The organism is Clostridiales bacterium, from assembly GCA_015243575.1.
GTDB lineage: Bacteria > Bacillota > Clostridia > Peptostreptococcales > Anaerovoracaceae > Anoxybacterium > Anoxybacterium hadale.
The window spans coordinates 2,453,142-2,471,265 of record CP042469.1 but is presented as its reverse complement, the minus strand read 5'-3'; the positions used below and the strand labels follow the sequence as shown (position 1 = coordinate 2,471,265).

The 18,124-nt window shown below is 42.5% G+C and carries 12 protein-coding genes and 2 pseudogenes; 12 read left to right on the top strand and 2 right to left on the bottom strand.

The features are described 5' to 3' along the window. The first annotated feature begins 59 nt into the window (after positions 1 to 59). Positions 60 to 979: pseudogene (locus FRZ06_10850) on the top strand (alpha/beta hydrolase). 174 nt (positions 980 to 1,153) lie between these two features. Here FRZ06_10850 and FRZ06_10845 read toward each other — a convergent pair. Beyond that, a pseudogene (locus FRZ06_10845) lies at positions 1,154 to 1,330 on the bottom strand (peptidase S58 family protein). Between the two features lie 89 nt (positions 1,331 to 1,419). On the opposite strand from FRZ06_10845, the gene FRZ06_10840 reads away from it, so the two are divergent. From FRZ06_10840 to FRZ06_10810, 7 genes are all read left to right on the top strand, one after another. Next, positions 1,420 to 2,340, top strand: coding sequence for a helix-turn-helix domain-containing protein (locus FRZ06_10840; GenBank protein ID QOX63808.1), 921 nt, complete (start codon positions 1,420 to 1,422; stop codon positions 2,338 to 2,340). Between the two features lie 83 nt (positions 2,341 to 2,423). Then, a complete protein-coding gene (locus FRZ06_10835; GenBank protein QOX63807.1) occupies positions 2,424 to 2,864 on the top strand; it encodes a pyridoxamine 5'-phosphate oxidase in 441 nt (146 codons plus the stop codon). Positions 2,865 to 3,243: 379 nt separating this feature from the next. After that, positions 3,244 to 4,719: an ATP-binding protein gene (locus tag FRZ06_10830; GenBank protein QOX63806.1), complete on the top strand. Its 1,476-nt coding sequence runs from the start codon at positions 3,244 to 3,246 to the stop codon at positions 4,717 to 4,719. After that, positions 4,706 to 7,468, top strand: coding sequence for an endonuclease (locus FRZ06_10825; protein ID QOX63805.1), 2,763 nt, complete (start codon positions 4,706 to 4,708; stop codon positions 7,466 to 7,468). The genes FRZ06_10830 and FRZ06_10825 overlap by 14 nt, the downstream gene beginning before the upstream one ends. Beyond that, on the top strand, positions 7,465 to 8,406 hold the full coding sequence (locus FRZ06_10820; GenBank protein QOX63804.1) for a PD-(D/E)XK motif protein: 942 nt from the start codon (positions 7,465 to 7,467) through the stop codon (positions 8,404 to 8,406). The genes FRZ06_10825 and FRZ06_10820 overlap by 4 nt, the downstream gene beginning before the upstream one ends. Before the next feature lie 4 nt (positions 8,407 to 8,410). After that, a complete protein-coding gene (locus tag FRZ06_10815; GenBank protein ID QOX63803.1) occupies positions 8,411 to 10,501 on the top strand; it encodes an AIPR family protein in 2,091 nt (696 codons plus the stop codon). Then, entirely contained in the window at positions 10,498 to 12,132 is a 1,635-nt protein-coding gene (locus tag FRZ06_10810) for a DNA cytosine methyltransferase (GenBank protein ID QOX63802.1), read from the top strand. The genes FRZ06_10815 and FRZ06_10810 overlap by 4 nt, the downstream gene beginning before the upstream one ends. A gap of 259 nt (positions 12,133 to 12,391) precedes the next feature. Here the strand turns inward: FRZ06_10810 and FRZ06_10805 are convergent, their stop codons facing one another. Then, a complete protein-coding gene (locus tag FRZ06_10805; protein ID QOX63801.1) occupies positions 12,392 to 12,610 on the bottom strand; it encodes a helix-turn-helix transcriptional regulator in 219 nt (72 codons plus the stop codon). Positions 12,611 to 12,798: 188 nt separating this feature from the next. Here FRZ06_10805 and FRZ06_10800 point away from each other — a divergent pair, with 188 nt between their 5' ends. The 4 genes from FRZ06_10800 (at position 12,799) to FRZ06_10785 (ending at position 18,119) form a co-directional block, all read left to right on the top strand. Further along, the gene (locus FRZ06_10800) at positions 12,799 to 13,188 is read left to right on the top strand and encodes a hypothetical protein (protein ID QOX63800.1); all 390 of its coding nucleotides are present in this window, start codon (positions 12,799 to 12,801) and stop codon (positions 13,186 to 13,188) included. A gap of 314 nt (positions 13,189 to 13,502) precedes the next feature. Next, the gene (locus tag FRZ06_10795; GenBank protein QOX63799.1) at positions 13,503 to 15,125 is read left to right on the top strand and encodes a copper amine oxidase N-terminal domain-containing protein; all 1,623 of its coding nucleotides are present in this window, start codon (positions 13,503 to 13,505) and stop codon (positions 15,123 to 15,125) included. 41 nt (positions 15,126 to 15,166) lie between these two features. Next, a complete protein-coding gene (locus tag FRZ06_10790) occupies positions 15,167 to 16,123 on the top strand; it encodes a hypothetical protein (GenBank protein QOX63798.1) in 957 nt (318 codons plus the stop codon). A gap of 106 nt (positions 16,124 to 16,229) precedes the next feature. After that, on the top strand, positions 16,230 to 18,119 hold the full coding sequence (locus FRZ06_10785; GenBank protein QOX63797.1) for an AAA family ATPase: 1,890 nt from the start codon (positions 16,230 to 16,232) through the stop codon (positions 18,117 to 18,119). Positions 18,120 to 18,124 lie beyond the last annotated feature (5 nt).

Here is an 18,124-nt window from a genome sequence, read left to right as displayed (position 1 = left end):
TTGATTCGTAAGAAGAGCCGGTTTGGCGCGGATTTAAGAGAGCCAGTGGGGGGGAACGGATGTATTCAAACGAAAAGACGTGGCGCAAGGTTCAGGTATTTTTACCTTATGAAAATCGCCTTTTTTCAGAAAACCTGCCGGATGAAGTATTTATCCAGGCAGGAAATGCCAGAATCCATATTGATCATTATCCGTCGGAGGCTCCAAAAGCGACAATTATTCTCTTTCATGGTGTTGGAGGCAATGGCAGACTGCTGTCCTTATCGCAGTTCCTCTGAACCGGCAGGGGTACGAGATTATATGTCCGGATCTTCCGCTTTATGGATATACGGATTATACGGGTACAATTTCTTATCATCATTGGGTAGATTACGGAGTAGAAATTGCCAAGCAGTTTCAAAGGGCTGATGTTCCGCTCTTTCTCTTCGGGTTAAGTGCCGGTGGGATGCTTGCTTATCAAGTCGCCTGTGAAATGGACTCCATCAATGGGGTAATGGCGACCTGTCTATTGGATCAACGCAATTCTACTGTCACGAAAAAAACTGCCAGCAATCCGCTTGCTGCAATTGCAGGGAAGCCATTTCTCAAATTATTGCACAGACCGCTTGGCGCCATGAAACTGCCGATGAAAGCAGTTTGCAACATGCGTGCAATTGTGAACAATCAGGAGCTTGCCGAATTGCTCATGGCGGATAAAAGATCCTCAGGGGCAAACGTATCGATCGAATTTTTATACTCCATGCTTAACCCTCTGATAAAAATAGAGCCCTGCAAATTTGACAAGTGTCCCGTACTGCTTGTACATCCGCAGAGGGACAACTGGACAGATCTCTCACTGAGTCAATTGTTTTTTAACGAGCTGCGCTGCAAAAAAGAACTAAAACTGTTATACGGGGCCGGTCATTTTCCCATTGAGCCGGAGGGGTTAAAACAGCTGGAACTTTATTGCGTGGATTTTATAAGTAAGTTTAGCAGATGAGGCAAGGATGGGCTGGCGCATTATTTGCTGACTGCATTATTATGCGGATCTAGAACTTTATATGGATTGAGGAACGGGCGCAAGGCGGCTAGCATCTGTTTTTCTGCGCTTCCAGGGCGCCCCTTATGATTGATTGCTCCAGCACCAACGCTCCAGCGGTGCCGACCTGGGTCACGATTGCGTCCCGGGACCGCTGACATCGACACCGGGAAATGCTCCGCTGGGACAAAGGATTACCGTACATCCTGTACGTCCGCTTTTATCTTCTGCATGGCCAACCAGAATACCGGGAACATCGGTGAGTCCTCCCTGGGTTAATGAATACACATCCCGATATTTTTCATAAATCAAAGTTATCGCATTCCTTTCCTATGTAGGGCAATATACTGTCCCCATCTATCATATTAAGAGAAAGGAAATGTGTGAATGGAGGTATTAATATGATATTGCGCAGGGATTTCCTGGAGATTATGAATCGGCTGATTGGGCCGCTGGACGAAAATACGGGCGCTTTGATTTACGAGAATATCGACTGCTTTTTACATCCAATGGTTGGTTTGTTTATGCCCGCCAGTGGACAATGTGAGTATGCTGTTACGCCAAGTCATACCCATCCTGCATTTTCATTTGTCTACTATTTTGATTCTGCCAATGAATTAATCCTTGATGGCAAACGTATCTCTTACGATATTTCCGATGGCAAATGTCTGGTTGCCATGTCACCGGGCTTTCCGCATCAGGAGCCGGAGCAGGACGGCTTTCAAAGCTATATTGCAATTCAGATCGATTCTGAACTGTTTTGTAAAACTCTTGATCAGTATGAACTGTCATTGCCCGTTTTTCACGGCGAGCAGTTCGAGCCGCACTCGGAGCTTTTAGGCTTGCTGAAGTGTTTCATGCTGGAAGCCAGTGAATACGAACGCAGGAACTCTGAATACTTAAACCAGCTGGCTTTGGCTGTGGCACATCTGATCGTGCGATCGGTTCTTTCCAGTACCCATCAGCTGCCTCCGTTATACGATCGATTTGAGGTAGATAAAGCCATCGCCTATATGAACAGCCACTTTGCAGAAAAGGTAACCGTAGAAGAACTGGCAGCGCTGACCAATCTATCAACCAGCCACTTCTCAAAGATATTCAAATCCGTTACCGGAGAGACTCCGATTGATTTTCTAAAAACCATGCGACTAAAAAAAGCACGGAATCAGTTGATCAACAGTGCCGATAATATGACTGAAATTGCACTGAAATGCGGTTTCAACTCCTCCTCTTATTTTTCCTCCTGCTTCATTGAAAAGTACAGAATGACTCCAACTGCTTTTCGTCAGAGCATTCAACAGTCAAAGAACGCAGAATTTTGATAATTTGCACTGGAATATTGAAAGCGATCCATCCCCTCTTTTGTTTAGAATGGTTTTATTAAAACAAAAGGAGGAATTGAATCATGAATGAATTGCTTACGGAAGTTCTGTTGTTTGCAAATCAAAATCCAAGCAGCTGGCTTGCAACCTGTGAGGGCGATCAGCCGCGGGTGCGCGGTATGCTGCTGTGGTTTGCCGACGAAACCGGGTTTTACTATCACACCGCAAAGGCGAAGAGCCTGTACAGTCAAATGAAAGAGAACCCAAAGATGGAGGCGGCTTTTATCCGAAACGCGGATCAACCGGAGTTCGAGATGCTCCGCGTAACGGGAACGGTTGAAATCCTGAATGACCAAGCGCTGGAAGAGCGTTTGAAAGAGGAACGGGCATGGCTGTGGGGAAATGTCCAGCAGTCAGAAGTAAATACGGAGGTCGTCATATTCCGTATATCCCATGGTTCGGCTTATATTTGGAACATGGCGTGGAATGTGAAGGAGGCGGAGGCACCGAGGGTTGAATTTTAGGTGACATAAATAGATAATGGGAGGAACCAATTTGGTGTTGGTTCCTTTTTTTCATGCTATCGCAAATATATGCAAAATGGGATACTGGTGACTTTTAAAAGAGTAACTGCAGGTGTTGCAACTTGTCTAACTAACAAAAACTAGAATAAACAAATTAAATATGGAAATATTTTCATTCTACATATTGCTTTGTCTGACTTCGTTATGATATCTTAAAAAGAAGGTAGAGGATATGTTATATTGTGTCGTTATAAGAAATTCTTTGTAGTAATTTGCTTTAGAACACATTTTTATGATGGTTTTGAATTAAGGTTAAAGATATCCAATAACGAGTTTTATCAGAATATCCGATGATATTCTTTGCGAAAGGAGTGTCTCCATGAAAACGAAGCCTCTCCCACCATATGCGCCAACTCTAATAGAATCAACTCGCGCCATCGGCTACACATTAGAGACGGCGATTGCTGATATAGTCGATAACAGTCTATCGGCATCAGCTTCATGCATAGAAATTTTCTTCTTTCCAGTGGGGGATTCTTACATAGCCATTCTTGATGATGGTTATGGAATGGATGTCGATGCACTTGAAACCGCAATGCGTTATGGGAGTCAAAATCCCAATGAGAAGCGTTCTGCAAATGACTTGGGGCGTTTTGGGTTAGGCTTGAAAACGGCGTCATTATCGCAATGCAGGACGCTAACTGTCGTTAGTAAACAACATAACCATATAGAAGCTTGTTGCTGGGACATTGACCATGTGATCCATGCTCACGATTGGTCGCTATTAATTCTTGATTCGGAGGAGGACTTCAATGCAATTCCTCAAATTGAGGAGTTGAGGAAACTAGAATCAGGAACTCTTGTGGTTTGGCAAAACCTCGATAGGCTTAAAGTCGGTGAATTGGACTTTAGCCGCTCAATGGGAAAAAAGATGGATGATGTGCGTAGTCATCTCTCTTTAGTTTTTCACCGATATATAAGCGGGGAACCAGGTCTTAAAAAAATGCAACTAATGATGAATAACACTCCTGTCGAACCTGCCGACCCATTCCTTTCAAAACGAAATACACAGATAATGTCTGATGAAATTATGAATATTGAAGGTTCAAAGGTTATTGTCCGCCCCTATATACTTCCCCATATCTCAAACTTAACCAACGAGGAAATAGCAGCCCTTGGCGGCAAAGATGGGTTGCGCAAAAGCCAAGGCTTTTATATTTATAGAAATAAACGTTTGTTGGTATGGGGTACATGGTTTCGGATGATAAGACAGGCTGAGCTCTCCAAACTGGCTCGCGTTCAAGTTGATATTCCCAATAAACTGGATAATCTCTGGACACTTGATATAAAAAAATCCACTGCAATGCCACCAGAAGAAGTGAGAAACAATCTCAATTCAGTAGTTGAAAGGCTTGCCGAAAACAGCAAGAGAACGTGGATATTTCGGGGAAAGAAAGAAACTAATGACTCCATAGTCCATGTCTGGCAACGGTTTAAGGGAAAACAAGGCGGAACGTATTACACCATAAATAGAGACCATCCGCTACTTGAAGTATTTGAAGACGAATCGCAACAGGTAAAGAAAAATATAGAAAATCTGCTAAAAGCGATTGAGAGCGAACTTCCTCTCAGTTCACTATATTTGGATTTGAATTCTGATAAGCCCGTGGAAAATGAAACGGAAGCTACGGTGCAAGTTGTCGGGGCGTTGCTACAAGACTTGCTTGCCCAAATTCCAACTGATTCTGGAAAGGCGGAGCTACTGGATCGGCTTTCTGTTTCAGAGCCATTCGTATATTACCCTCAGCTTATTGAAAAATACAAGGTAGGAGGAAACACTCATGGCGGGAACTAGTACTGAATTGCTTGAAGGCATTATTTCAACAACAATAAATACAAAATATCCGGATATTCCGCCTACCGAAGCGGAATTTGATGCTGAAGTGAATGCATTGCGTCAATCACTGGCCGTTTTGTATCCTGTTAGTGATGAAGAATTTGCAGAAATCAAACGCAAAGTCAAAGCTAATATCGTCGTACAAATGGACTTAGGCGTTCTCATAAAAGACAGGCAGCAGCATCTGCCGTGGCTTTCAGCGCGGCGTTCGACATTAGATTTCTTCTTTTGGAACAGATACAAAAAATTCCTTGAGGAAGTAAAGCACTGGAATCCTCGTGTAACAGGAAATCTTGGGCGCGTTTCGGATGAGATTGTTGACTATCTTGGAGATCCCAAAAGCGATGCTCCATTTCAACGACGTGGACTTGTACTTGGCGATGTTCAATCCGGGAAAACAGCTAACTACACCGCAATTTGCAATAAGGCTGCAGATACCGGCTACCGTGTTATTATTATTCTGGCAGGAACAATGGAAAATTTACGTCAGCAAACGCAGGAACGTCTTGATGCCGAATTTTCGGGAAGGATGAGCCAATACCTTTTAGACCCTAAGCAAGAGATTGAAAATGTGCCTGTTGGCGTAGGAAAATATGGACAGGAAAAGCAAATTGCGACATTTACATCCGTTACGAAAGACTTTGATAAAAACATTCTTCGTGCATTAAAATTGTCACTGCATAACGTGAATACTACCGTTTTATTCGTCATTAAGAAAAACAAAAGCATTCTCAACAATCTTATCAAGTGGTTAAAAAGCAATAATCTTGATGCAAGAGGGGCCATTAATCTTCCTATGCTGTTAATTGACGATGAAGCCGATAACGCTTCTGTTAATACCAAGAAAGAAGACGAAGACCCTACAGCAATCAACGACGCGATACGCCGCCTCTTGAAACTGTTCAGACAGGCATCGTATCTTGGCATTACGGCCACGCCCTACGCAAATATTTTTATCAATCCTGAAACAACAGATGAAATGCGGGATGATGATTTATTCCCGAGAGACTTTATTTATTCACTTGCGCCACCGTCAAATTATATCGGAGCAGAAGGTATCTTTGGTGAAGAAGCTCAATTCAAAGAAGCGCTTGAAGAACTATATCCCCAAGAGCTTGATGCCTTCTTTCCTTTCAACCATAAGAAGGATCTCGTTGTTTATGAATTGCCTCCAAGCATGCGAGAGGCGATTGCATATTTTTTGCTTGCTAATGGTATCCGTGATGTTCGTGGCGATAGAAAAGAGCATCGCTCTATGATGATTCACGTCAGTAGATTTACTGATGTTCAGAACCAGATTAGTGATTTGGTTTATAGGTGGGTAGAGGATATCCGTTCGGATCTGCAAAACTATGCCTGCTTAGCTGAAAACAAAAGTGATGAGATCGATAATATTGCATTCCTAAAAGCAATATGGACTAAGCACTACCTCTCAGAAAAAGCTGGTTCAAAAGACAGTCCTATGCCGTGGCATAAATATTTATCCGAGTATCTTTTTGCTTCGGTTGCTCCAATTGTAGTTCGTTCGGTAAACCAAAAAAGCAGCTCTACTGGCTTGGATTATTATAGCCATAAGGCAGAAGGATTACGAGTAATCGCTGTTGGCGGAAATAGTCTTTCAAGGGGGCTTACACTTGAGGGATTGTGCGTTAGCTATTTTTATCGTCGATCTCTTATGTATGATACCCTTCTTCAAATGGGTCGTTGGTTTGGTTACCGTCCAGGTTATGATGACCTTTTCAAAATATGGATCAGCATTGAGGCCATTGACTGGTATGGATATATAACAGCTGCTGCCGAGGAATTAAAACGAGAAATTGTTAGGATGAGGGATGCGAATCTTACGCCTATGGAATTCGGGTTAAAGGTTCGTCAAGACCCTGCCTCACTTATTGTTACGGCGAGGAATAAGATGCGATCAGCTACGCTTGTTAGTCGTCCCATTACTATATCCGGCCGTCTGCTTGAAACCCCTCGATTGAGAACGGATGCAAACATTTTGGCCGCAAATGAGAGGGTATTCAAAGAGTTCGTGAGAAATCTTTCTTCGATTGGTCAGAGAATAATCAGAGAGGATTCAAGATATTTTTGGTCGGGTGTCAAAAAAGATGAAATTGAGCAGCTCCTGCGGGACTTCAAAACTCATCCATGGCAGTTGAACTTTCAAGGTACTGCATTGGCTGATTTCATTAGAGACACCGATGATATGAGTGATTGGGATGTTTTTATTGCCGAAGGTGATGGATGCATCTACAATGAGCTGTTTTGTAATGGTAAAATATTGCCGATAAAAACAGAGAAACGTACTGTCAAAGCAACCAGTGGACAAATTAGCATAAGTGGAACCAAGGTTCGTGTCGGTTCGGGAGGGGCTGCCAAGATTGGTTTGGCGGAAAAGGCCCGAGAAATAGCGATAAAGAAGTTTCAGGATAATAATCCTGGAGTGCGGAATATTCCTGATAAGGCATACCTTGAGATAGATCGTCCACCAATTTTAGTATTGCATATTGTTGCTGTTGATAAGATAGGGACTGATGAAAAAGGAAATCTTCGTAGCCAAATTGATGAGGGCGTGCGAGTTCCTGACTATCTTTTTGCATTAGGAATCGGAATCCCCGATAATGGAGCTGAGAGAATTGCCAATTATATGGTGAATCTGGTTGAACTTCGCAGCTACTATGATACAGAGGAGGATGAAGACGAATGAAAATAACTCCTGAACTCCTTGAAAATCAATGGAACAGCATTAAGTACAAAGATGGTGGATTTTTACAGATTGATACACAACATCCGCTGGAATGGCATATTGGTTATCAGTCTATCAGCCAACGCACGCTTCTACTTGTCAGTGACACGGAATTTGGCATAGTTGAGTCCTCAAAGTCTATGATAGTAAGCCGTCGCAGACGAGAATCCGATAACTGTTGGACATTATCTTTTGAGCTGTTACGCAATGAGCAACAGGATGTGTTTGCAATTTTTTGTTGTGACATTATAGAACATTCCCGCTCTGCAACTAACAAGACGGAAGCTCTTAAATTAGTGATCAGCCGTTATAAGCAATGGAGCAAGCTACTGGAAACCCAACGGAATGGTCTGATGGATGAGCATAGCCGCAAGGGGTTACTTGGTGAACTTTTATTTTTAGAACAACGAATTACAACTGTTGGTGCAAACTTATCTGCGATACAAGGATGGTCAGGAGCGGATGGTGCCGATCAAGACTTCGTGTATTCTGATGGTTGGTTTGAGATAAAGAGCATCGGTGTGTCTGCAACCAGTGTCACAATATCGTCCTTGGAACAACTTGATTGTATTGATGAAGGAGAATTGGTGATTCAACAAATTGATAAGGTTGCGCCAGACAAGCAAGGGGCATTTTCGCTTAATGATGTAGTTCACAGAATCGGAACGATGCTTATTGATGACGTTGAAGCACTTGAATTGCTTCGCGCCAAACTTAGTGCCTACGGATACATAGATTTACAGGAATATTCAGAACAAAAGTATTTCTGTTCTGGTACGCTACGGTATGTGGTAGACAAGGATTTCCCGAGGCTTATAAAAAACAGCGTGCCACCACAAGTATCCTCGCTGCATTATGAATTAGATTTGCCCTCTTTAGTAAATTGGCGGAAGGAGTAATCAGATGGAAGCGCAAGATTTCAGGAAAGACTTTCTCGAAGACATTAAAGCCGATGCATTAGCGACCGGTGAGGGTTCTTGCGCTTCTTTTGTCAGCTCATTTGCCCGTTATTTGCAGGAATCCGAATATCTCATGGACTTTACCTCATCGTACTTCGAAGGAACAGGAAAGCAGAATCGCAAACTGCGTGTAGATGGATATGCCTACGATGAATTTGACAAGACCATGACCTTGATTATTGCAGACTATGACGTATCTGATGATATGCGCACCCTTGCGAAAACACAGGCAGGTCAGTTGCAAAACCGGCTGATTTATTTTATTGATAATGCTCTTAATACCCAACTTCATCGAAATGTAGAGATGAGTCGCCCGTGTTCAGACTTAGTTGACCTGTTGCGTGAAAAACGTAAGGAAATCCGCAAATACCAGCTGTTAATTCTTACAACAGCTGGTATTAGCTCAACTATCAAAATACTTGAATCTGATGATGTTGACGGTGTTCCCTCGGAGTGTCAGATTTGGGACATTGATCGTCTGTTTCAGCTTTGCGGCTCTGACACTGGACGTCATATCATAGAGATCAACTTTAAAGATCACTCTGAAAAGGGCATTCCCTGCTTGGAAGCGAGTGGCACTGCTACCGATGACTTCAAAAGCTATCTATGTATTATACCAGGTATCATGCTTGCAGATATCTATGATAAATATGGTAGTTCGTTGTTGGAAGGCAACGTCCGCTCATTTCTCTCTACAAAGGTGGCGGTAAACAAGAAGATACGCACCACTATCTTGCAACAGCCAGAACGGTTCTTCGCTTACAATAATGGAATATCGGCAACCGCAATGGATGTACAAATTGAGCATACTGAGCAAGGCCTGTTTCTTGTGTCAGCACAGGATTTTCAAATAATTAACGGAGGACAAACAACAGCTTCTCTCTCAAGTGCAAGGTATAACTATAAGGATAAAGCGAATCTGGGAGCAATTTTTGTACAGATGAAGCTGACTGTGATTGAACGTACTCTGGAGGAGGATGACGCAACCACGCTGGTTCAGAATATCTCTCGATCTTCAAATAGCCAAAATAAAGTTAGTGATGCGGACTTCTTCTCTACCCATCCCTTCCATGTTCAGATGGAGCGTTGTTCTCTCCGTTTAGGTGCAAGAGGTACTGGCGGACTGCAGTTTGAAACCAAGTGGTTTTATGAAAGGGCACGTGGCCAATATCTCCAGAAGCAAATGCGCATGAGCCCCAGTGAAAAGAAGAAATTTTTATTGCAAAACCCCAAAGATCAACTCATTACTAAAACTGATCTTGCAAAAGTGCGCAACACTTGGGAGGGATTACCACATATCGTCAGCAAGGGGGCGCAGGCCAATTTTACAGAGTTTGCGCAAAAAATTAGTGATGCATGGGACAAGGACGAAGGATTGCTTTTCGGAGACAAATATTTTCAGGAATCCGTTGCGCTATGCCTGGTTTTTAGGTATACTGAAACGATGATACCGCATCAGCCATGGTATCAACAGGGGTATAGAGCGAACATTGTGACGTACTCTATGGCTATTCTGCATAAACTAATACAGATGCAGTTTCACAAGAAAGACTTAGATCTAATTGGAATCTGGACTCGGCAAAATGTTCCGGTTGCAGTACAGAATGTACTTATAGAATTATCAGCGTATGTATATAACAAACTAACGGATCCAAAACGTGGCGTAGAAAATGTAACCCAATGGTGTAAACGTGAGGGCTGCTGGAGTAGTGTTCAAAATATTGAATACAAATTGCCAAGTGAAATTTGTGATTGTTTAGTTGGGCAGGAATCGATGAGGACTGTCGTGAGAGATGCGAAAGCGGACCGGCGTGTTGAAATGGATGCTGACGCAATGACAAAGGTAGTAGAAATTCCCCCAGCCCAATGGCGTAACGCAATGGATTTTGCCGCAAGCAAACAGATGATTACACCGGAAGAACATATGGCGTTGCGCATCGCCTGTCAGCTACCGTTAAAAGTTCCAACACCGGCACAGAGCAAAAAGCTTGTTGCATTATTGGGGAGATTATATGAGGAGGGATTCAAGCTATGAGTGATCAGACATCGCAAAAATATAGTATAGTCGACTTATTTGCGGGTGCAGGCGGACTCAGTTACGGATTCCTCCAAACTGGTCGCTTTACTGTGAAAGCCGCATTTGAAATGAACCCTAATGCGCAGTGCACCTACCTTCGTAACCATGAAATTGATAAAAGTTGTATGTACGGCGACGTCAAGGATGCCCTGTTAGAAGAAACAAAGCAGCGGTTGGGGCAAATAGATGTGGTTATTGGAGGCCCACCATGTCAAGGCTTTTCTAATGCCAATCGACAAAAGAATCATGCGATAAGCCTTAATAACTCTCTTGTAAAGAAGTTTGTTAAAGCGGTTCTTCATTTGGAACCCAAAGCGTTTTTAATGGAAAACGTCAGCATGCTTCAATCGGAAGTTCATCGTTTTTTCGTCTCCGATGAGGATGCAGATGACATTGAAAAATATGGCATTTCCACAGACGATTCACAAATACAACTTCTTGAACAAGAGTTCATTTTTAATGGTGTAATTGACATCGTGTCGGACTCAACTTTAATTGCTAATTATCTGTGGGAAGAAAATGATTATCTGGCGCTAAATGTGGTCTTCAAAAACCGTAATAACGAGGAAAAACTCAAGGCGGCATTAACAAAGCACCAGCGTAGACTGGCTTCTTTTTCTGCAAAGTTGATTGCCTGTCAGGGCAACAACTTTATTATTGAGCAGGGGCGAATTGCAGGAAATGCACTACAACATTATTATGATAACAATATGATTGAAGGACTTTGCGAAGCGATAAAGCCATCCATTTTACTTCAACGTATGCTCTCAAAAGCAAAGGAAATTAAAGATAATACCATTGCGGTTGGGTGGTTTTCTGTTGACGATGGCTTAGTGGCTCATGTCAAATCCATGTCTGTCTTAGACTATATAGTAACTATTTTAGGAGCTGGATGCAAAGGATATACCATTGAAAAAGGCGTTTTATCAGCGGCTACATTTGGTGTACCTCAGAAGCGAATGCGTTATGTAGTTTTAGGCGTAAAGAAAAACATCGCACACCATCTTGAATTACCTAAGGGAACAATTCAAAATGGAAAATTTAGAACTGTCCACGATGCCATATGGGATTTAGAGGGAGTTATTACAACAACCGATATCAATGAGGGTAACAAAGGGGCCCACTTGGATCAGGCACCTAAAGGGATGTCTGATTTAGGATTGGCATTGAGAGATTCTACTATATTACGTAACCATATATCTACTGAAACAACTGAACTTGCGCTTAAGAGATTTAAGGAAATTAAGCAGGGCCAAAATTTTCATAACCTTCCTGAAGAACTCAAGAAAAGTTATTCTGATTCCAAGCGCACACAAAATACTATATATCTTCGATTGATATATGATGAACCTTCGGGCACTGTAGTGAATGTTCGTAAATCTATGTGGATTCATCCTGTGCTACACCGAGCATTGAGTATTCGTGAAGCTGCACGTTTGCAAACATTCCCTGATAGTTTTGTGTTTTGTGGGTCCAAAGATTCCCAATATCAGCAAGTAGGAAATGCGGTGCCGCCTATGCTTGCTAGAGCGATTGCAGATCATCTGTGTAGCTATTTGGATTGTGGTGTATCAGTAACTACGGAGTAGTACCGAATCAAAACACTTATAATCCATAGACATTGTAAAAAAAGCATGTGCATGAGTGCAAGCACACATAAAAGGTAAATCGAGAACAGCTCCTGATCTGCTCAGGAGCTGTTGCATGTAAATGATATGTAGTTGTAAGTAGTCACCAACTGGTTACTATGGCGGAATCTTGTTCTAAGGAGTTAATGGTGAACCATGTTATGATTTTCTAAGGATGATAAATAATCTCTTATGTTTTTATTGCAAATGACATAGCACTCTACTTATTCCCATAAGGCTTCTTGTTATTGGTTTGTCCCAACAAATAGTCGGTGCTAACATTATGATATTTTGACAGCTTAATCAAGATCGCACTGGGGATGTCCAAGGTTCCGCTTTCATAGCGAGAGTACGTAGCTTGTGTAATGTTTAAAAAGTCGGCCATTTGTTGTTGAGTTAAATCTTTGTCTTCTCTTAAATTTCTAATATTCTGATACATTTTCATTCACCCCATGCAATTTTACTTTATACGAAAATTGCATATTGACTTTTATGCAGTTTTCGTATAAATTTATTTTAGGAAGATATAATTTAATTATGCAAAATACGATGATAATAATCACAATGAATAATACAGGGGAACATACAGACTTGTATCTTAAGTTGGTTGACCAAAGGAGCCTTGAAATGAAAAACAAAGAAATAAAAGTCCTTATTATTTCCGACCGTTTAATGGATAAAGCAAGGGCATTAGCAGAATTTCTTTCCTCCATAGAGAGTTTTAAAGTAGCCGGCATTGCATCGGATGGGAAGCAGGTGATGGAATTCGCGAGTAATTCGGATTTCGACTACCTGATCATTGCAGGCTATTTGAAGAATGAAACAAATTATCGGGTGATTGAGGATCTCAGAAAAAGGCACAAGCGTTTCATAACTGTTCAGTGGGCAATGGTAGATTCCCTGATCAATATCTTTTGCTCCCGCTACAAGATTCCCCTGAAATTTGAGCGAACTCTCCCCATGGAGCTGTTCGTCGATTTTCTCAGGGCACATAGAAATGACCCCTTACTCCAGTAGGGTGGGTTTTACACGCCCTTAGGAGAAGACACATAATTTCCATAAAACATGCCGCCCTCATAGGCGGCATGTTTTATGGAATTGATCAAGACGATTTTTCCCTAACGAACCTCTTCGCAGTTGGTATAATAATTAGGGTTCCAGTAGATTTTCTAACAAATACTGAATTGAGATCAGAGCCGCTCAATTGATTTTGTTACACCCTTATAGTCAAATAGCAGGAGGGAACCAACTAACGGGGTATCGCGTCTAAATTAATTGGAACGATTACATAATACATTAAAAATTAATCGGATAAAAGTGAGGGAGACAACATGGCAAAGCGTATTGGAGCCATAGTAATGGCATTGGTTGTAACATTATCTTTTCAGGCGGCGGCCTGTCAAAAAGATGGTGTGGTTTATGCAGAAGAAAAGAAGGAAATCAGCATTATCATTGATGGGACAGCGCTGATTTTTTCCGGCGACGACGGGATGGGAATTCCCTTTATTGACAATGCGGGCAGAGTACAGGTGCCCATAAGAAAAGCGCTGGAGAAAATTGGGGCCACGGTCTCATTTGAGACAGATCCGGGCTCTGGGGAACGAAACATTCTCATATCTAAAGATAAAAGCGTCATCAAGCTGATCGCTGAAGACCAGATTATGCGAGTCAACAAAGACACGTTATACCAGCTCGATGCGGCTCCGCACATCATTGAGGGCAGAACCTATATGCCCATCCGTGCGGTGTCTGAGGTTCTTGGGTATTCGGTTTCCTGGGATGGGGCAGCCAAGACGGTACGCATAGAGGAAAATCAGGATACGCCGTTGCCTCAGCCTGCGATTACGCCTGTAGGTCAGTTTGAACTTCCCCAGTACAAAGTCAAGGAGGGAGATAAGCCCGAGATCATCGTAAACCATGGCTACATCTACTACCTTGGTGAGAATAACGACATCATGCAGACGTCCTTTGCCGATCTGACGAAAACGAAAACGATTTATCATAGCATGGGATGGATCAACAATCTTTTTAACGACGAAAATGGTGTGGCGAGGCTATACTTTCATACGGAGGGCGCGTCCATGGGAACCCCTCATCAATTTGCTTTAAACCCGGACGGAAGCTTGAGGGAGCTGAATGGCAGCAGAGAATATGCAGGAGAGGTTTATTCCACAGGAGGAAAGACATTTGCCTTCCGGGAGCTGAAGATGGGACAAGATTCGCGGCTGGAGATGAAGGCGGAAGATGGTACCTATGTCAATCTGGGCGGGAGAGAAAACTACTATGATTACAAAAGTGAGATGGATGGATACAGCGGACGGCCAGGCGTATATCTCGCAGGAGATGAGCTTTACCTTCTGGCGCAGCCTTTTTCCGGGGATGCGGGAAAAGCGGTGTACCGGGTAAATATCAAGACGGACGAGGCCGTGCGCATTACCGATCAGGCATCGGGACTTCAAATTGAGGGAAATTACCTTTATTACAACACGGATAAGGAAATTATGAAAAGGAATCTCCAAGACGGCACGGAAGTATCCCTCTATAACTTTAATAATTCTGCTACGAATTTTGCTTCCGATTTTGCTGTATTAAACGGCAAGCTATATCTCTCAGACAGAAACAGGATGTTCATTACAGCAGGAGGCGAAGGGATTGCGGCTTCAAGTTCAGAAGGGACTGCAGCTTCAATTCCCGCGGAGAGCCCAATCATATTTTGCTCTAATATGGCACTGAGAGGTGATAAAGGAGAGCAATACCTGATCTGCGATATCGGAAAGAATCCTGCAAAAGAGAATGGTGTCGCAAGCCAATGGATGTGGGTTTACGACAAAAACGGCAAGCTGATCATGGAGCGGGAAGGAGATATCAGGCTCAATTCTGTTTCTATAGAAGGGGATAACATCTGCTATTATAATAATACCACCAATCGAATCAATGTTGAAAAGCTGAAGTAAGGAACGGTTCCGATCACCGTGACTAGGGGAGGTGAACAATCATGCGAAGATATGAATGGAGAAATCGAAGGAAATATACCGTGAAGAGTACAAGCTTAATTATCTTGTTGAGTCTGACGATTCTATTAGCTCCGGCAGAAGTATATGCAAAAACTGTAACCGCCTCCATTCCAACGTTTCCAGTTACCGTCAACGGGCAAGCAATGGAGAGTGTATATAACCAATATCCATTCTTGTTATATATGGGTATTACGTATTTCCCAATGACATATGATAATGCGAGATTTTTGAATGTAAAAGTAAATTGGTATGAAAAGAGCCGTTCTTATGGAAACAAAAGCGTTTTGTTTGTCGGAGTTGCGGAGGATCGTAATGGAGAATTAAAAATGTCATCAACGAAAACACCGAACAAGAAACAGTATCCTGTCACAGTTGCAGAATATGGCATTGCTCTAAATACAACAAATCCGAGTAAATATCTTGATAATCAAAAGGAAGAATATCCCATTCTAAACTTTCGCGGCATAACCTATTTCCCTCTGACCTGGAGGTTTGCCGTCGAGGAATTTGGTTGGGAATACTCATATGATAAACAAAATGGACTGAACATAAAGAGCAGTGATCCATTTCGCCCAATTATATCCGACAGTGTAATTGGTGCAACATTGCCTAGGGCAACGGGAACGGATTACTATTATAGCGATAAATACTATGTGGGGTATCCTACAACGACATGGGATAACAATTATAGGCTTATTATCCGAAAACGTGGCGGCGATGAACGGGAATACAGCTTGGAAAATCAAATTCAGGGTGATTATTATTTTAATGTGAAAAAGAACAATTCGGGTGCTTTTGTTGCCTCAGAACCTTCAATAAACAACAACTTACTTTCAATTGAATGCAGGAAGGTCAGTTCTAATTCAGCTGAAAGCAGCGTGATCTTAACAATTGATTTAGATACTGGAAAGGTTGTTGCTGAAAATACAAAAGATTAATTAATGTTTTTGATACAGTTTATTGAACTATGCTGGAAAATACTTTAGGATAGGTATCAGAAAAGGGCAGGCGATAGCAGAAACCGATATAAGGGAGTGTTTGCGATTGAATTTCTTAAACAGAGCTCTGGATCTGATCGATGAAGGGGTCATCATTGTCAATAAGGAGGGCATGATTAAAGTGTACAATCATGTCGCGCAGGACATTTTCGGATTGTCGCTCCATTCTGGGAGAACCCATAAGGGGGGGCAGATCAAGGATGGGGACATCGTAATTCTTGTTGACAATTTACTTGGCGGTGATGACGGAGGGTTACAGCCTGCCGATCTGAATTTGATCGGCATTCCTTCCTCTGGCGTAAAAACCGGGGATGCGATTGTTGCAATCGGCGCCAAAGGAGAAAAGCTGGGAAGCGGGAAGGCCAAATGGATTGATATGAATGGGCCGGTCCAAAGCGGTCTGATCCTAAAGAAAAAGATAAAGGGAGTAGAGCTGGAAGGTAGGATAGACTTTGTTAAACGGTGCCTGACGATTAAAGTTGGAGACGACCGGTTTGATTACGATTATTTATGGTGTGCAGGCCATATGGTAATCCTTGACAAAGACAGCCTGGAGATCAAGTTTTATCAATCAAAGGGATACACCGCAAGAGCGGAAGAACTGAAGAATATTCTTTATGGATGCAGCTATGCAGGGAAAGGCAAGGACTTAAAACCGGTTAAAATCATCAACAGACATATCAGTAACCTCCATACATCCTCCTTTATTATCAATGAGCTGCTGGAAGTGGCAAAGGGGAAGCAAGCCCAGGTGACTTCCATGGAATCATCACTAAATGGTATTCCGGTAAGATGCTCCATCTATCCCATTGAAGAAAACAAAGAAATACAGGGGGCAATGCTGAAAATACTGGATATCACTGAGTTGAGTGAACTGCGGTCCATCAGCATGGAAGGCGGCTCTGATCATTCGGATCGTGACTATAGTGAGCTGAAGCAAATACAAGATAAAGCATTTCGAAGCATTATTTGTGAAAGTTCTGTGATGCATGAGACAATCAGGATGGCAAAACTAACGTCAGAAACCAATTCGACCATACTGCTACAAGGCGAAAGTGGTACCGGTAAAGGTCTGTTTGCAGAAGCGATCCATCAAGCGAGCGCCAGGAGAAAGAATAGCTTTGTTTATGTCAACTGTGCCTCAATACCGGAAAATCTTCTTGAAAGCGAGTTGTTCGGACATGAAAAGGGCTCGTTTACAGGGGCATTTTACCAGAAGATCGGAAAATTTGAGATTGCAGATAAAGGAACCATTTTCCTGGACGAAATTGGAGATGTTCCCTTCTCACTCCAGGCAAAGCTTCTACACGTGCTTCAAAGCAAATGCTTTTCAAGAGTTGGCGGAATCAATGATATCAAGATAGACGTCAGAGTGATCGCCGCAAGCAACAAGAACCTTAGAAAGCTTATGGAGGCTGGAAACTTTCGGGAAGACCTGTTCTATCGGCTCAATGTTTTTCCGATCTCCATACCTCCTTTGCGGGAGAGAAAACAGGATATTTATTATCTCATGAAAAGTATGCTGCCTGTACTATGCGACAAGTGTCATAAGAACATAGAGCATATTTCTGAAGAGTTTACTGAAGCGATGTATCATTACGATTGGCCGGGGAATGTTCGAGAGCTGGAGAACATTCTCGAAAGAGCGATCACCTTATCACAGGGGAGGACTTTATTTAAAACCAGTCTTCCGGATTACATATTCCATACTGACAAGATAAAGCCTGCACAGGGTGATAAAGAAAATCTAGTGGAGATCCTTCATCTTTCAAGCATGAAGGAGATTTTGTCGGAAGCGGAGAAGAGCGCCATTTTAAAAGCCCTTGAAGTATGCGGCGGAAAAAAGAAGGAGGCATACCAGCTGCTGGGCATTGGTAAGACAAATTTCTTCAATAAATACAAAGAAATTGAAAAGGTTCGGAATAATGAACCGTGAGTTCG

What these genes read in the sequence shown, in the direction of transcription:
- FRZ06_10840 (QOX63808.1), top strand. Translation starts at nt 1,420, where the DNA reads ATGATATTGCGCAGGGATTTCCTGGAGATTATGAATCGGCTGATTGGG.
- FRZ06_10835 (QOX63807.1), top strand. Translation starts at nt 2,424, where the DNA reads ATGAATGAATTGCTTACGGAAGTTCTGTTGTTTGCAAATCAAAATCCA.
- FRZ06_10830 (QOX63806.1), top strand. Translation starts at nt 3,244, where the DNA reads ATGAAAACGAAGCCTCTCCCACCATATGCGCCAACTCTAATAGAATCA.
- FRZ06_10825 (QOX63805.1), top strand. Translation starts at nt 4,706, where the DNA reads ATGGCGGGAACTAGTACTGAATTGCTTGAAGGCATTATTTCAACAACA.
- FRZ06_10820 (QOX63804.1), top strand. Translation starts at nt 7,465, where the DNA reads ATGAAAATAACTCCTGAACTCCTTGAAAATCAATGGAACAGCATTAAG.
- FRZ06_10815 (QOX63803.1), top strand. Translation starts at nt 8,411, where the DNA reads ATGGAAGCGCAAGATTTCAGGAAAGACTTTCTCGAAGACATTAAAGCC.
- FRZ06_10810 (QOX63802.1), top strand. Translation starts at nt 10,498, where the DNA reads ATGAGTGATCAGACATCGCAAAAATATAGTATAGTCGACTTATTTGCG.
- FRZ06_10805 (QOX63801.1), bottom strand. Translation starts at nt 12,610, where the DNA reads ATGTATCAGAATATTAGAAATTTAAGAGAAGACAAAGATTTAACTCAA.
- FRZ06_10800 (QOX63800.1), top strand. Translation starts at nt 12,799, where the DNA reads ATGAAAAACAAAGAAATAAAAGTCCTTATTATTTCCGACCGTTTAATG.
- FRZ06_10795 (QOX63799.1), top strand. Translation starts at nt 13,503, where the DNA reads ATGGCAAAGCGTATTGGAGCCATAGTAATGGCATTGGTTGTAACATTA.
- FRZ06_10790 (QOX63798.1), top strand. Translation starts at nt 15,167, where the DNA reads ATGCGAAGATATGAATGGAGAAATCGAAGGAAATATACCGTGAAGAGT.